Source organism: Serinibacter arcticus (assembly GCF_003121705.1).
Classification (GTDB): domain Bacteria; phylum Actinomycetota; class Actinomycetes; order Actinomycetales; family Beutenbergiaceae; genus Litorihabitans.
Genome location: NZ_PYHR01000002.1, coordinates 2,921,820 through 2,936,527, shown reverse-complemented (window position 1 = coordinate 2,936,527; position 14,708 = coordinate 2,921,820). Strand labels below are relative to the sequence as shown.

11 protein-coding genes are annotated in these 14,708 nt (G+C 71.7%); 8 read left to right on the top strand and 3 right to left on the bottom strand.

Translation table 11 applies throughout. The annotated features are described in order from the left end of the window. Positions 1-260 precede the first annotated feature (260 nt). Positions 261-5,165, bottom strand: coding sequence for an ExeM/NucH family extracellular endonuclease (locus C8046_RS13125; protein WP_235866326.1), 4,905 nt, complete (start codon positions 5,163-5,165; stop codon positions 261-263). A gap of 461 nt (positions 5,166-5,626) precedes the next feature. Then, on the bottom strand, positions 5,627-7,306 hold the full coding sequence (pgi, locus tag C8046_RS13120; RefSeq protein ID WP_109229834.1) for a glucose-6-phosphate isomerase: 1,680 nt from the start codon (positions 7,304-7,306) through the stop codon (positions 5,627-5,629). 117 nt (positions 7,307-7,423) lie between these two features. Between pgi and C8046_RS18835 the strand changes: the two genes are divergently transcribed. From C8046_RS18835 to C8046_RS13110, 3 genes are read left to right on the top strand one after another with little or no spacing between them, the layout of a single operon-like run. Continuing rightward, positions 7,424-8,437, top strand: a complete 1,014-nt coding sequence (locus tag C8046_RS18835; RefSeq protein ID WP_199224477.1) for an LppM family (lipo)protein — start codon at positions 7,424-7,426, stop codon at positions 8,435-8,437. A 29-nt stretch (positions 8,438-8,466) separates the two neighbouring features. Beyond that, positions 8,467-8,613 (top strand): hypothetical protein, encoded by a 147-nt coding sequence (locus C8046_RS18485; RefSeq protein ID WP_158277217.1) that lies wholly within the window; start codon positions 8,467-8,469, stop codon positions 8,611-8,613. Between the two features lie 56 nt (positions 8,614-8,669). Further along, positions 8,670-9,980: a uracil-xanthine permease family protein gene (locus C8046_RS13110; RefSeq protein ID WP_109229833.1), complete on the top strand. Its 1,311-nt coding sequence runs from the start codon at positions 8,670-8,672 to the stop codon at positions 9,978-9,980. Between the two features lie 13 nt (positions 9,981-9,993). On the opposite strand, the gene C8046_RS18480 is transcribed toward C8046_RS13110, so the two are convergent. Further along, positions 9,994-10,449: a DUF6630 family protein gene (locus tag C8046_RS18480; RefSeq protein WP_158277216.1), complete on the bottom strand. Its 456-nt coding sequence runs from the start codon at positions 10,447-10,449 to the stop codon at positions 9,994-9,996. Positions 10,450-10,514: 65 nt separating this feature from the next. On the opposite strand from C8046_RS18480, the gene C8046_RS13100 reads away from it, so the two are divergent. The 5 genes from C8046_RS13100 to C8046_RS13080 all read left to right on the top strand — a co-directional run bounded on the left by C8046_RS13100 (position 10,515) and on the right by C8046_RS13080 (position 14,698). Further along, entirely contained in the window at positions 10,515-11,162 is a 648-nt protein-coding gene (locus C8046_RS13100) for a GrpB family protein (protein ID WP_109229832.1), read from the top strand. Between the two features lie 266 nt (positions 11,163-11,428). Next, a complete protein-coding gene (locus tag C8046_RS13095; protein WP_109229831.1) occupies positions 11,429-11,794 on the top strand; it encodes a hypothetical protein in 366 nt (121 codons plus the stop codon). Positions 11,795-11,926: 132 nt separating this feature from the next. Then, positions 11,927-12,601: a Pr6Pr family membrane protein gene (locus tag C8046_RS13090; RefSeq protein ID WP_109229830.1), complete on the top strand. Its 675-nt coding sequence runs from the start codon at positions 11,927-11,929 to the stop codon at positions 12,599-12,601. A 51-nt stretch (positions 12,602-12,652) separates the two neighbouring features. Beyond that, on the top strand, positions 12,653-13,015 hold the full coding sequence (locus tag C8046_RS13085; protein ID WP_109229829.1) for a hypothetical protein: 363 nt from the start codon (positions 12,653-12,655) through the stop codon (positions 13,013-13,015). Between the two features lie 54 nt (positions 13,016-13,069). Beyond that, on the top strand, positions 13,070-14,698 hold the full coding sequence (locus C8046_RS13080; RefSeq protein ID WP_109229828.1) for a phytoene desaturase family protein: 1,629 nt from the start codon (positions 13,070-13,072) through the stop codon (positions 14,696-14,698). Positions 14,699-14,708: the final 10 nt, after the last annotated feature.

Genomic DNA, 14,708 nt, shown 5'->3' with positions numbered 1-14,708 from the left:
AGGGCGCACGCGCCGAGACGGCACGCACGCGTTCGACCCAAACAAGGGGGACCGACGCGTCGGGGACCGCCCGGTGACGAACGGCCCTCGCGCGGGTGAACACTCTGGGACGGCGCACAGGACCGTCGGACCACCTCCTGGCGGACCACCCCCCGGAACGACGCAGCGGCGCCCGGTGGGAGATCCCACCGGGCGCCGCCGTGTCGCGTCGAGCTCAGACGTTCACGCGCTCGGAACGCCTGTGCTCAGAGCTGCCGACCTCAGAGGCCCAGCTCGTTGTAGCGGAACAGGAAGGCCGCCATGGCGTCGCGGGCGATCGGGGTCAGCGGCTGGAACTGCTTGCTGCCGTCGTTGCCCACCCACCCGCGGGTGATGCCGTTCTCGGCGAGCCACGTGATCTCGCTGTAGAACTGGTCGCCGGGCGTGACGTCCGAGAACGGCGAGACCGCGGGGGCCTCGTGCTCGGGCGAGTCGGCGAGGCGGTAGAGGAACGCCGCCATCGCGTCGCGGTTGATCGGCTCGAGCGGCCGGAACTGCGCCGTGCCGTCGGCCGCGACCCAACCCGTGGAGATCTTCTGCTCAGCCAGCCAGGCGATCTCCGTGTAGAACAGGTTGTCCGTCGCGACGTCCGTGAACGGCGACACCTCGGGAGCCACGTAGCCCTCCGGGTCGGCGAGGCGGTAGAGGAACGCCGCCATCGCGTCACGGTTGATCTTCGCCAGCGGGCGGTAGGTGACCGATCCGTCGGCCTCCGTCCACCCGGTGGTGATCCCGGCCTCGAAGGCCCACATGATCTCCTCGAAGAACATGTTGTCGGCCGGGACGTCACCGAACGGCGCGGGGTCCCCGGCCGTGACGGTGACCGGGATGTGCACGGTCGTGCCCGAGGGCGCGGCCGTGACGACCAGGTCGTACTGACCCGCCGCGGCGGTGCGGGGCACCTGTGCGGTGATCGTGGTCGCCCCACCCGTGACCGGGAAGGAGCCGAGCTCGACGTCGCCGAGCGTCGCCGTCACCGTCGTGTTCTCGGGCGAACCGAGGGACGTCAGGTTGAGCTGGCCGACCGGGACCGACAGCTGCGCGCCGGCCTTGACCGGGGCGACGGCCGGAGCCTGCACCGCACGGCGGGCGAAGTCGGGCGAGAGCGGCGAGCTGGCGGTGATGTACTCGATCCACGCGTCGCGGTCGACGAGACCCGAGTCGCGCGTGTTCGTGCCCTGCGTGAAGATCCGGAAGTTGTCACCACCGGTCGCGAGGAACGAGAACGTGCCGACGCGGTACTCGGCGGCGGGGTCGATGACGCCGCCGTCCACCGTGATCGACGTGATGCGGTCGCCCATCGGGCGCGTCGCGTCGAACGTGTACGACACGTTGTCCGACAGACCCAGCTGCAGGTACGGACGCGACGGGATGGACCCGTCGGCGTTCGTCTGCCACTGCTGCTCGAGGAGCACCTTGAACTGCGCACCGGTGAGGGTGGTGGTCCAGAGGTTGTTCACGAACGGCAGGACGGCGTTCGCCTCGGCGTACGTGACGATGCTGTCACCGCCCTTGAACAGCTCGTTGCGCAGGCCACCGGGGTTGACCACACCGATCGTCGCGGCGCCGCGGTCCGGGGAGGACAGCGTGCTGACGAGCGAGTTGGCCACGAGGTTGCCCAGGACCGACTCGGCGGCGCGGTTGTCGCGACCCGTGGTCGGCAGCGGGCCGGAGCCCGTGTACTTCCCGTCGACGTACGAGCCGCCCGAGTAGGCGGTCGTGATGTCGGCCGTGACGGAACCGACGCCGCGCGAGCCGATGACGTCGGCGTAGGCGAGCGCCTCGTCGACGATCTGCTTGACGGCCGCGACGCGCGGGTAGGTCGCCACGAGCGTGGCGTCCGGCGTCTTGACGCGGGCGACGTTCTCGGCCGAGTAGGTGACGACCTCGCCCGCCTCGGGGTCGAACGTCAGGTCGACGCGGCCGAGGTACTCGCCGTAGGAACCCGTCTGCAGGATCGGACGGGTCTTGCCCTCGGCGCCCGGGATCGGGCCGTCCCACGCGTACTGCTTGTGCGTGTGGCCGGTGAAGATGACGTCGACCGCGGCCGAGGTCTCGGTCACGATGGCGGCGAACGCACCGCCGTCGGCGACCTCCTCCTCGAGCGTGGAGCCGTCGGGGATGCCGGCGCCGGCGCCCTCGTGGTACTCGGCGATGATGACGTCGGCCTCGTCGTTGGTGAGGTCACCGTCGGAGAGCTGCGTCGCGATGCGGTTGACCGCCTCGACCGGGTCGGTGAAGGTCAGGCCCTCGATGCCGCCCGGGGTCACCAGCGAGGGGGTCTCCTCGGTGACGACGCCGATGACGGCGACGGTCACGCCGTCGACCTCGTGCAGCGAGTACTCCTGCAGGGCCGCGGAACCGTCGGCGTTGCGGACGTTCGCGCCCAGGTAGGGGAACGCGGCGTTGTCGCCGCCGTCGATCACGCGGTCGACCAGGTCGGCGTAGCCGCCGTCGAACTCGTGGTTGCCCACCGCGGAGGAGGCCAGCTCGAGCGCGTTCAGCACGTCGATCGTGGGCTGGTCCTGCGCCACCGAGGAGGCGAAGAGCGACGCCCCGATGTTGTCACCGGCGGAGAGGAACAGCGAGGAGCCACCGGCCGCCTCGATCTCCGCGCGCTCCTGCTCGAGCGTGCCGGCGAACTGCAGCGTGCCGTCCCAGTTCGGGACGTTGTTCGTCACCGTCGTGGCGGCGATGCGTCCGTGGAAGTCGTTGATGTTCAGCAGCGACAGGTCGACGGGGCCGGAGGGCTGCGTCTCGCCGTCGGCGGTGAGGCCGACGATCACGGGGTCGTGGTCGGAGGAGCGGTACGGGCCCTCGGCGTAGAAGTTCGTGCCGTGGTAGTTGTGGCGGCTGTACTCCAGCGCCAGCGACTCACCCGAGTTGATGTTCCAGATGTCCGCCCCGGTGGCGCGCTCGAGAGCGGCCTCGTTGAGCAGGATGTGGTCGAGCGACCCGGACAGGCCGGAGAAGCTGTAGGAGTAGCCGATGTCCTCGAACGCCTGGTCGACGTTCGTGAAGCCGTCGGCGTACAGGACCTGCAGCGGGTCCTCCTGGCCGTAGGAGTTGAAGTCGCCCAGCAGCGCGACGGCGTCGCCCTGCTCGGTGACCGTCGGCAGCCACTCGCTCAGCGCGGTGGCCTGCGCCACGCGCGAGGCGTTGGACGCGCTCTGGCCGTCGCCGCTGTCGGCGTCGCCCGGGAGCGGTCCGGCGGAACCCTTGGACTTGAAGTGGTTCACGACGACGAAGATGCTGTCGCCGCCGTCGACCGCCACGAACTCCTGGCCGATCGGCTCACGAGCGTTGACGAACGGCTGACCGGTGCCGCTGAGGTTGCCCAGCGCGCGGGCGGGGCCCTGCTCGACGACCTCGGCCGGCTGGAAGATGATCGCGTTCGTGATGACATCCTGGCCGCTGGCGGCCGGGAGGTCGGTGGAGGAGGCGACGTAGTCCCACTTGGTCGTGCCGGCGTCGGCGTTCAGCGCCGTCACCAGGCTCGCGGTGGCCTCGTCCGCGTCCTCACCCAGACGCGCCGAGTTCTCGATCTCCATCAGGCCGACGATGCTGGCGTCGGTGGCGTTGATGGCGTCGACCAGCTTGGACTGCTGGCGCTCGAGGTCGGCCGTGCCCCACGCACCGCGCGGGGCGCAGCCGGTGTTGACCGTGACGGGGGTGCCCGTGCGGTCACGGTAGGCGGTGCAGCCCGGGGTGTCGGCGCCCAGCGTCGTGAAGTAGTTCAGGACGTTGAACGAGGCGACCGTGATGTCGGCGTCGCCGATGGCCTCGAGGTCGGGGCCGTCGGTGCGCGTGTTCTCGAACGTCGCCGGGTAGGCGGACGGGTCGTCCGCGGTGACCCGGCTCGTGGGGTTGAGCTTCCAGACGTCGTTGCGGAAGTCGAGGATCACCGGGTCGGTGAACTCCACGGCCGCGCCCACGACGATCGGGTCCGTCGTGGAGATGTACGGCGGGGTCAGGCCGGAGTTGGCCGAGCTGAGGAAGTCCGTCGTGGCGCCGTCGTCGAGCGCGATCGCCCGTGCGGCGTTGTCGGCCACCTGCGCGAGCATCTCCGGGCTGCCGGGGGCGCCCACCTGCGTCGGCTGGATCAGGGGCGTCGTGCCCGTGGCCAGGCCGACCTCGCCGTAGCGGTTCGTCGAGTAGGTGTTGGAGATCGTGAGGTCGCCGGTCGGCTGGATCAGCATCGACTCGAACGCCTCACGGTCCGCGACCGTGCTCAGGTCGATGGCCGCCGGGACGACGGGGTCGACCGGGTCGGTCAGGGCGGTCATGCCGCCGGAGGGGACGGTGATCTGCTTGAGGCCGTAGAACTCACCGACGGTGCCGGTGACCTCGACGTGGTCGCCCACGAGGACGTCGCCGACCGTGGCGGCCGAGTAGATGAAGATCGCGTCCGAGACGGTGCGGCCGGTGTTGTCGGCGCCGGTGCCGGGGGTCTGGATGACGTAGCCGTTGAAGCCGCCCACGGGGTAGGCCGCCGTGACGACGCCGCGCGTGGTGACCGTGCCGGACGTCATCGCCCGGACCTCGGGGATCGTCTTGTCCTCGGGGTCGCCCGGCTCGACCGGGACGGTGGAGCCGGCGGTCGGGGTGGGGGTGCCGGCGGTGAAGTCCGCGCCGTTGTTGATCGTGTTGGTGCCCGCGGCGTCGCGGGAGATCGAGGTCGTCGTGCTGGGCGCCGGGGCGACCGAGCCGGTGAAGGCGGCGCCGGCGCCGAAGCCGACGATGTCGACGACGTTGCTCACGGCGGCGCACGCGGCGGCGGCGCAGGTCAGGGCCGACGTCTGACCCTGCACGAGGGCGATGTTGCCGGTCGTCCCGGAGAAGTTCACCCCGAGGTTGACCGAGTTGGGCGTCGGGATCGGGGCGCCGTTGGCACCGCTCGCACCACCGACGAGGAAGTAACCACCGGCGGCGATCGTGCCGGTCAGCGGGATCTGACCGCTCCAGTTCGTACCGGCCGCCGAGGCGTACTGGACGGACCAGCCGCTCAGGTCGACCGGGGCGTTGCTGGTGTTGCGCAGCTCGACGAAGTCCTGGTTGAGGACCGCGCCGTTGTTCCCTCCCGCTCCGTAGATCTCGTTGATCACCACGGGAGCGCTCGTGCTCACGGCCGCGACTGCGGTCCCTGGGACGATCACCGCCCCCGCCATTGCTAGGGCAGCAGCACCGGCTACAGCGGTGGGTCGGACCCACGAACGCATGACATCACCTCTCGAAAACTCAACAGGACCACCTGACGGTAGGTCGCCCATCAGACATCGAGGCGACCAGGAGGTAACCGTCCGGTTAACGCGGCAGCAACCCCCGTGCCGTGGGACGAACAGCTCCGTCCGTCCACATGCCGGACAACCCTAACCCGACTCCGCGTGACCCAGGTCACCTGCTGGTCACCCTGCGTTCACCTTCCCGGCCGATGTGAACGTGCCCATCGGCGCGCGGGAGCGCCTCCGCGTCCCACGAGACGACGAGACCGACCCGTCGTCGCCGGGACCGATCCACGGAGGATCGGTCTCGACGGCAACGGATCGGTCTCGGCGATCCTGCCTGGCGCGGGTCGGCCCCGCCGGCCTCAGCCGCGGTGCTCGCGGTAGTAGGCGATGAGCGCCCGGGTCGAGGCGTCCTGCGAGGCGAGCGCGTCGTCGTCGCCCTCGATCGCCGGGGCGATCTGCAGCGCGAGCTGCTTGCCGAGCTCCACGCCCCACTGGTCGAACGAGTTGATGCCCCAGATGACGCCCTGGGTGAAGGTGATGTGCTCGTACAGCCCGACGAGCTGCCCCAGCACCGCCGGGGTGAGCGCGGGCGCGAAGATCGACGTCGTCGGCTTGTTGCCGCTGAAGGTGCGAGCCGCCACGAGCGCCCCGGTCGTGCCCTCGGCCTCGACCTCGGCGGCCGTCTTGCCGAACGCGAGCGCCTTGGTCTGCGCCAGGAAGTTGGCGAGGAACAGGCCGTGCACGTCGCGGCCGTCGTCCGTCAGCGGGTAGGCGGGGTTCGCGACGGCGATGAAATCCGCCGGGATCAGGCGCGTGCCCTGGTGGATGAGCTGGTAGAACGCGTGCTGGCCGTTCGTGCCGGGCTCGCCCCAGAACACCTCGCCGGTGTCCGTGGTGACGGGCGTACCGTCCCAGCGGACCGACTTGCCGTTGGACTCCATCGTCAGCTGCTGCAGGTAGGCGGCGAAGCGGTGCAGCTGCTGCGCGTACGGGAGCACGGCGTGGGTCTGGGCACCGAGGAAGTTCGTGTACCAGACGTTGAGGAGGCCCATGAGAACGGGCACGTTGTGCTCGAGCGGAGTGCTGCGGACGTGCTCGTCGACCGTGTGGAAACCCGCGAGCAGCTCGCGGAAAGCGTCGGGGCCGAGCGTGATCGCCAGCGACAGCCCGATCGCGGAGTCGACGGAGTAGCGGCCGCCGACCCAGTCCCAGAAGCCGAACGCGTTGGCGGGGTCGATGCCGAACGCCTCCACCTTGTCCAGCGCCGTGGAGACGGCGACGAAGTGGTGCGCGACGGCGGACGTGCGGGAGTCGTCGTCGGCACCGATCGCGCCGGACGCGGCCAGGTTCTCCCACAGCCAGTCGCGCGCGAGCCGCGCGTTGGTCAGGGTCTCGAGGGTCGTGAACGTCTTCGACGCGACGATGAACAGCGTGGTCTCGGGGTCGAGGTCGGCGACGCTCTGCGCGAGATCGGTTGGGTCGATGTTCGAGACGAAGCGCGCCGACAGGCCGGCCTGCGCGTAGGGCTTGAGCGCCTCGTAGACCATGACGGGACCGAGGTCCGAGCCGCCGATGCCGATGTTCACGACCGTCTCGACGCGCTTGCCGGTGACGCCCAGCCACTCGCCGTCGCGCACCCGGGTGGCGAAGGCGGCCACGGCGTCGAGCACCTCGTGCACGTCGGTGTCGACGTCCTGGCCGTCGACGGCGAGCGACGGCGTCGCCCCGGCCGGGCGGCGCAGCGCGGTGTGGAGGACGGCGCGGTCCTCGGTCGTGTTGATGTGCTCACCCGCGAGCATGGCGGCGTAGCGCTCGCTCACGCCGGTCTGCTCGGCCAGGCGCACCAGCGCGGCGAGGACCTCGTCGGTGACCAGGTTCTTGGAGAGGTCGACGTGGAGGTCGCCGACGGTCCGGGTGAGGCGCTCGACGCGCGTCGGGTCGGTGTCGAACCAGCCACGCAGGTCCGGGGTGAAGTCGGCGCGCAGGGCGGTCAGCTCGCCCCAGGCAGCAGTGGTCGTGGGATCCGTGGGAGCGGTCATGGACACGACCCTAGTGCGCGAGGGATGGGGAGAACTGCCCGACGCCGAGCCGCCCGGCGGGGTCCGGCGCGCCCTACAGTGGCTCGTCACAGGCCAGCCCGCACCCCGAGGAGCACCATGTCGACCGTCCTGCTCGACCCCCCGACCGCGTCGCGCCCGCGCGCCCGTCGCGCTCGTCGCGCCGCTGCGGCGGTCGCCGTCGGAGCCGGAGCGCTCCTGCTGCTCAGCGGCTGCGTGAAGTACAACACCGACATCACCGTCTCCGAGGACCTCACCCTCGACGGCTCGATGGAGTTCGCGATCGAGCGCAGCGCGCTCGAGGGCCTGGGCGAGGACCCGACCGAGGCCATGACGATCCCCTCCGACCTGCCCGAGGGCGTCACGGCCGAGGTCATCGACGACGACACCTACGTCGGGTACGTCATGAGCTTCGAGGACATCACCGCGGAGACGTTCAGCGAGGCGGCGTCCGACGGCGGCGACGCCGCGACCCCGCCCTTCGCGTTCAGCAAGGACGACGACGGCAACATCGTCTTCGACATGGAGTCCCTCACCTCGGCCATGGGGTCGGGCGGCGAGATGCCGACCGACATGCCGTCGATGGACCCGAGCGCGATGATCACCGAGGCCACCATGGCCGTCACGTTCCCGGGCGAGATCCTCGAGGCCGAGGGCGCCGAGATCTCGGGGACCACCGCGACGTGGGACCTCAAGACCTACGACGGCGCCCTGCACGCGGTCGCCTCGACCGAGGGCGGTGGCGGCGGCATCCCGGTGTGGCTGTTCGTCGCGATCGGTGGCGTGGTGCTCGTGGGCGGTGCCGTCGTCGCGGTCGTCCTGGCGCGTCGCGGGAAGGGTGGCGGTCAGCCGCCGCAGCACCCGCAGCAGCAGGGGCCGCAGGGGTACGGGCCGCAGGGGTACCCGCAGCAGCCGCAGGGCTTCGGGCAGCAGCCTCCGCAGGGGTATGGGCAGCAGCCGCCCCAGGGATACGGGCAGCAGCCGCCCCAGGGATACGGGCAACAGCCTCCGCAGGGCTACGGCCAGCAGCCGCCCCAGGGATACGGGCAACAGCCTCCGCAGGGCTACGGCCAGCAGCCGCCCCAGGGCTACGGCCCGCCCCCGCAGCAGTAGCCCCTCCCCCTCGACCGCAGGAGTCCGGCGTGGAACCCATCTGGTGGATCATCATCCTGGTCATCGCGATCCTCCCGTCGCTTGCCTGGGGCGGGTGGTACGTGTGGCGCGAGCTGCGGACGAAGGACGGCGCGGCGTCCGACCCGGACGAGGGCCGGAAGCCCCCGACGCCCTGACGTCCGCACCACTAGGCTGCGAGCGCCCTCCTCAGCGCCGACTCCCTGGATGACCCATGCCCTCTTTCCTGTCCTGGACCCTGCACGGTGACGGGAAGCGCATCGCGCCCGGCTCCGTCGTCTCCCCCGGCGAGCGCCTCTCGTGGCCCCGCACCATCGGGATCGGCATGCAGCACGTCGTCGCGATGTTCGGCGCGACGTTCCTCGTCCCCCTCATCACCGGCCTGCCGCCGGCCACGACGCTGTTCTTCTCCGGTGTCGGCACCTTCCTCTTCCTGCTGATCACGCGGGGTCGCGTGCCCAGCTACCTCGGCTCGTCGTTCGCCTTCATCGCGCCGATCGCGGCGGCGAACCAGGCGGACGGGATGGCGAGTGCGCTGGGAGGCGTGGTCGTCGCGGGCGTCGCGCTCGCCGTCGTCGGCCTGATCGTCAACTGGGTCGGGCACCGGTGGATCGACGCCGTGATGCCGCCGGTCGTGACGGGCACGATCGTCGCGCTCATCGGGTTCAACCTGGCACCGGCCGCGTGGAACAACGTCCAGCTCGCGCCGGTCACCGCCGTCGTCACGATCCTCGCGATCGCCCTGGTCACCGTCCTGTTCAAGGGAATCCTCGGCCGCCTGTCGATCCTCGTCGGCGTGCTCGTCGGCTACGCCGTCGCCGTCATCCGGGGCGAGGTCAGCTTCGACGCCGTCCGTGAGGCGAGCCTGCTCGGACTGCCCACGTTCACGACGCCGACCTTCAGCGTCGCGGTCCTCGGCCTGTTCCTCCCCGTCGTCCTCGTGCTCGTCGCGGAGAACATCGGACACGTGAAGTCCGTCGCCGCGATGACGGGCGAGAACCTCGATCCGATGGCCGGCCGCGCCCTGTTCGCCGACGGCGTGGCCACCACGCTCGCCGGCGCCGGCGGCGGTTCGGGCACCACCACGTACGCGGAGAACATCGGGGTCATGGCGGCCACGCGCGTCTACTCGACGGCGGCGTACTACGTCGCCGCGGCGACCGCGCTGCTGCTGTCGATGTCCCCGAAGTTCGGCGCGCTGATCGCCACGATCCCCGCCGGCGTGATCGGCGGCGCCGGCACCGTGCTGTACGGGATGATCGGCGTCCTCGGCGCGCGGATCTGGATCCAGAACAAGGTCGACTTCTCCGACCCGGTCAACCTCACGACGGCGGCCATCGCCCTGATCGCCGGCATCGCCAACTTCACCTGGGTCACCGGCGCGCTCACGTTCGAGGGCATCGCGATCGGCACGGTCGCCGCGCTCGGGATCTACCACCTGATGCGGACCGTGGCCCGCTGGCGCGGCACCCACGCCGAGCCCGTCTCGCCGGCCTCGGTGCCGGCGTCGGACGAGGTCGTCTAGTCCCTGCTGCCGGTCAGCCGACCGGCAGCAGACGGTGGCCGAGCGCCTCGACCAGCGCCGTGATCTCGGCGACGTCGTCCGTCCCGACGGCGACCAGCGGCAGGCAGTCGTCGTCGCCGTCCTCCTCGTCCAGGGCGATCAGCTCGAGGCCGACGACGGCGAGCGTGGCGTTCGCGAGCGCGATCGCCTCGGTGAGGTCGTCGACGTCGACCACGGCGCCGAGGTCGACGTCGCCCTCGCGGGCGGCGCGGGCGACACGAGGGAGCGGTGCGACGGCGTCGACCAGCAGGTCGCCCGTGTCGGCGCGGTCGAGGCAGGCCAGGGCGCCGGCCTCGTCGAGCGCGTCGATCAGCGCGGCCCAGGCGGCGTCGGTGTCGGTGTCGTCGGTCGCGGCCGCCAGCGCGAGGGCCACGGCCTCGCCGACCTGGGGGTCGTCGTCGAGCAGCGTGCAGAGGCGGTTCCAGGTCACTCGACGAGGGTAACGAGGTGAGCTGCGCGCCCGCGCCCGCGCGACGTCGCACCTAGCGTGGTCCCGTGACCGCCGCCCACAACCCCGCCGCGCTCAGTCCGCCCGACCCTCGGTGGGCGCCCCGGGCCGAGCACCTGCTCCACGAGCTGCGCGTCGCCCTCGTCGACCTCCCCGGCACCGAACACGCCCTCCTGGACCACATCGGCTCGACCTCGGTCCCCGGTCTGGCGGCGAAGCCGTTCCTCGACCTCCAGCTCCGGATCCTGCCCCTCCCGGCCGATCTCGAGCTGTCACCGCGACTCGCACCGCTCGGCTGGACCCGAGCGCAGGGGTCGCGACCGGACTCGCCGGGTGTCCACCGCGATCTCCCGCGCGGTGGCGAGCCGGTCGGCGACGAGGTGTGGCGGAAGTCGCTCTGGATCCACGCGAGCGAGAGCGCCGTGCTCCACGTCCGGCGCCTCGACTCGCCGTGGGGCCGCTACACCGTGGACTTCCGGGACTGGCTCCGGGCGCACCCGGACGAACGGGAGCGGTATGCGGACCTCAAGCACCGGCTCGCCGATCTCGAGGTGGGCAAGGCGGACTTCGACGACTACACGCGAGCCAAGACCGTCTACTTCGACGCCGTGCAGACGACCTTCGAGGCGTGGAGCCGGACGCGCGACGGCGGATCCGGCCGCGCGGTCCCACCCGCGGCCTCCGATCGGGAATGAACTGGACGGCACCGCCGTTGCAACGTACGGTGGACCGGGCTCATCGACCACGGCGTCGGTGACTCGAGTGCTCGCGAACTCACGCGCAGGCACCACCAACCGAGGGACGACACGTTCCTCACCCGTTCGCGATACGGCTCTGACGCGGTGAAAACCCCCGCAGCCGGCACCAGCGAGATCACGGCAGCGCGTCGCGCGCCGGAGATCCGCGTGCTGCACGCCCGCCCGGCGAACGGGCCACGACACGCAGTAGCAGGAGTACCCGTATGTCCACGATCCACATCTCTGACACCACCACCCGCCAGGGCCGCAACGAGACCGAGACGGCCGCGCTCGCGGTCGGCGACACGGTCGAGGCGATCCTCGCCGGCCAGCTTCCCGACGCCGCCAGCGTGCTGCGTCGCCCGCTCCCGATCGCCTTCCTCGACGACGGCCGCCGGCTGTTCCTCGTCGTCGACGCCACCCGCGGCCACGGCCTCGACACGCCCCGCTCGTGGGGCGTCGAGGTCGTCACCGACGGTGACCTCGTCGGCGAGGCGCCCGGCGCGCAGGTCGCCGTGCGCTCGACGCAGCGGCTGACCCCCGAGGGTGCGGCCGCGGCCGCGCTCTACGTGCTCGGCGCCACGCGCTGACACCGAACGACCGGCGCACGCCGACCCATTGAGGGCAGACGTCGCGCCATCAGCAGGACCCACCAGGCGCTCCGGGCGCACGCGGAGAGCTCTCCGGTCGTGCACCCGGGGCGCTTGGCCTAGTTTGAGCACATGTCCTCGCCCGACGGCGTCACCCGAGGCACGGTCGACGCCGCCTCTCCCCGCACGCACCTCGCTCCCGCCCGACGCATCGCCAGCATCGTGGTGCGAGCGCTCGTGGTCGTCCTGGTCGTCGCCGCCGAGGTGTACCTCATCGACGTCACCGGGGACGCCTTCACCCCGGCCAACCACTACTCCTACTTCACGATCCTCTCGAACGTCTTCGGCGCGATCGTCATGGCCGTGGCGCTCGTGCGGGGGGTTCCGGACGCGGTGCGCGGCGCCGCCGTGACGTTCCTCGCCCTCACCGGGATCGTCTACAACACGATGCTGCGCGGCGTCGACGTCCAGACTCCCGACTTCGCCAACAACGCCCTGCACGTCATCGTCCCGATCCTCATGGTCCTCGACTGGCTCCTCGCGCCGCCTCGCACCCGGATCACGCGCCGGATGGTCGCCTGGTGGATGACCGTGCCGATCGCCTACCTCGTGTACTCGTTGGTCCGCGGTCCGATCGTCGACTGGTACCCCTACCCGTTCCTGGATCCCCGCCCCAGCGGGTACGGCACCGTCCTGATCGGGAGCCTCGCCGTCGCCGTCGCCTTCTTCCTCGCGGCGCTGCTGGTCGCGTGGAGCGGCAACCGCCTCGGTGGGCACCGCACGATCCGCCCACCGGCGGGCGGCTGACCACCGATCGGTGGGTGACGCGGACCACACCGGTACGGCAGGGTGACACCCATGAGCGGACTCCCGAGCAACGACCGTGAACCCCAGGACGCCCCCGTCGAGCACGTCACGGACCCGACGGCGATCCCGGCCTCCTCGCCGTACGCCACCGGCACCGGCACCGGCACCGGCACCCCGGCCTACGGGTCCGCGCCCGGCGACGAGCACCGGCCCTACGCCGTCGTCCCACCGTCGCAGACCCGTGGCGGTCTGACGCAGAGGACCGCGAAGTTCCTCACCTCCATCGCCGTCTTCGTCGCGCTCATCCTCTTCTTCGTGCTGAGCAACGCGCACGTCCCGTTCCCCGCGTGGCTCGCTTTCCTGCTCATCCCGCTGACGGGGCTGGTCACCGAGCAGCTCCGCACCGACAGGTAGCGCCCGACGGAGGCCACTTCGCCCGCCCCGCGCGCGGCGCGCTAGCCTCCGAGGATGACCACCCAGATCCACGACGTCGTGATCATCGGCGGGGGCCACAACGCGCTCACCGCCGCCGCCTACCTCGCCCGGGCGGGCCGCCGCGTGCTGCTCCTCGAGGCCGCCGACCACCTGGGCGGTGCCGCCGTCTCGGCCCAGGCGTTCGACGGCGTGGACGCTCGCCTCTCCCGCTACTCCTACCTCGTCAGCCTGCTGCCCCGGCAGATCGTCGACGACCTCGGGCTCGACGTCGAGCTCGTCCGCCGTCGCTACTCCTGCTACACGCCCGACCCGGCCGACCCCACGCGCGGGCTGCTGGTCGACAACGAGGCGGACGACGCCGAGCGCGTCCGGGCGTTCGAGCGCGTCGACGCGGGTTCCGACGTCGAGCCCTGGAACGCCTGGTACGACGCCACGGCCCGACTCGCGGAGGTGCTGTTCCCGACGCTGACGCAGCCGCTGCCCACGCGGTCGCAGGTGGCTGACGCGGCGCGGGCGGCCGGGGCGGGCGAGGCCTGGCACGACGTCGTCGAGCGCCCGATCGGCGAGGCCGTCGAGCGTCGCTTCACGAGCGACCTGGTGCGCGGCGTCGTGGCGACCGACGCCCTGATCGGCACCTTCGCCGGTCTTCACGACGACGACCTGGCCGCCAACCGCTGCTACCTGTACCACGTGATCGGCGGCGGGACCGGGGACTGGGACGTGCCCGTGGGCGGGATGGGCGCGGTGTCCGGCGCCCTGTCGCGCGCCGCGCGGCAGGCCGGCGCGCAGCTGGTCACCGGGGCTCGCGTGCTGTCCGTGACGCCCGACGGCGACGTGCGCTACCTGCGTGGCGGCGACGTTCACGAGGTCCGTGGGTCGGTGGTGCTCAGCGGCGTCGCGCCCGCCGTCCTGGACCAGCTGCTCGACGCCGCCGTCGGCCTCCCGCCCGGCCCGCGGCCCACCGTCGAGGGCGCGCAGGTGAAGGTCAACCTGCTCGTCACGCGGCTGCCGCGGCTGCGCGACACCGAGGTCGACCCCGCGGCGGCGTTCGCCGGCACGTTCCACGTCAACGAGCTCGCGACCCAGCTCGAGGAGGCGTTCCGCCAGGCGAGCGACGGCGAGGTCCCCTCCCCGCTGCCGGCGGAGATCTACTGCCACACCCTCAGCGACCGCACGATCCTCGGCGACGAGCTCGCGGCCGGCGAGACCCAGACGCTCACGGTGTTCGGCATCCACGTCCCCGACCGCCTCGTCGAGACGATCGGCAACGACGAGCTGCGCGCCCGGCTGGAGACGGCCGTGCTCGCCTCGCTCGACTCCGTGCTGGCGGAGCCGCTGGCCGACGTGCTGGCGCTCGACGAGCACGGTCGGCCGTGCCTGGAGGTGCGGACCACGCGCGACATCGAGAACTCCGTCGGGATGCCGGGCGGGAACATCTTCCACGGACCGCTGTCATGGCCGTGGCGGGAGGACGACCGGGCGCCGGCGGGTGAGGGCGACGGCGGTGCGCGCGAACGCACCCGCCTCACCCCGGCGCAGCGCTGGGGCGTCGCGACCCGGCACTCCCGGATCCTGATGTGCGGCTCCGGCGCGGTGCGCGGCGGGGCGGTCAGCGGGATCGGCGGGCACAACGCCGCGATGGCGGTGCTCGAGGCGGAGTGACCGCCGTCGA

Bases quoted from the DNA above. Each gene is read 5' to 3' on its own strand.
- C8046_RS13090 (WP_109229830.1), top strand. From the start codon at position 11,927: ATGTCCTCGCCCGACGGCGTCACCCGAGGCACGGTCGACGCCGCCTCT.
- C8046_RS13110 (WP_109229833.1), top strand. From the start codon at position 8,670: ATGCCCTCTTTCCTGTCCTGGACCCTGCACGGTGACGGGAAGCGCATC.
- C8046_RS13080 (WP_109229828.1), top strand. From the start codon at position 13,070: ATGACCACCCAGATCCACGACGTCGTGATCATCGGCGGGGGCCACAAC.
- C8046_RS13085 (WP_109229829.1), top strand. From the start codon at position 12,653: ATGAGCGGACTCCCGAGCAACGACCGTGAACCCCAGGACGCCCCCGTC.
- C8046_RS13095 (WP_109229831.1), top strand. From the start codon at position 11,429: ATGTCCACGATCCACATCTCTGACACCACCACCCGCCAGGGCCGCAAC.
- pgi (WP_109229834.1), bottom strand. From the start codon at position 7,306: ATGACCGCTCCCACGGATCCCACGACCACTGCTGCCTGGGGCGAGCTG.
- C8046_RS18835 (WP_199224477.1), top strand. From the start codon at position 7,424: ATGTCGACCGTCCTGCTCGACCCCCCGACCGCGTCGCGCCCGCGCGCC.